Source organism: Megasphaera sp. ASD88 (genome assembly GCF_002287425.1).
Lineage (GTDB): Bacteria > Bacillota > Negativicutes > Veillonellales > Megasphaeraceae > Megasphaera > Megasphaera stantonii.
On the sequence record NZ_NQXW01000076.1, the window covers coordinates 1 to 355 of the forward strand.

General features: G+C 42.3%; 1 pseudogene. It reads right to left on the reverse strand.

Going from position 1 to position 355, the window contains the following annotated elements:
• Nucleotides 1-237 precede the first annotated feature (237 nt).
• Nucleotides 238-355: pseudogene (locus CJ260_RS13265) on the reverse strand (IS30 family transposase); the annotation flags it as partial.

Here is a 355-nt window from a genome sequence, read left to right on the forward strand (position 1 = left end):
GGGACAGGTGTATGGGGAACTGAGCATAATGTACGAAGGCCGACTCCCAGAGTAACGCATAGCTGGCAAAAGCAGGCGAAAATCCTGTCTGTACTTGACATGTTCAGCATGTGTTGTTATATATAAACCATGAGCTGAAAGTTCTCAAATTCGCTTTCAGCTTACCAAGTATCATAGAAGATCTATGTTTACAGAGATTTTTTCACAGGCTCGACGCAAATAAAGAAGGGCGAATTGTCAAGCTAAGTGCAACTTTTTAGAGTAATGTACTTCGTATGGCGTTTTGTATCCTAAACATTTTCGGGGACGGCGATTTAGTTCTGCAAAAACAGCTTGCACATAGGCTTCTGGAACG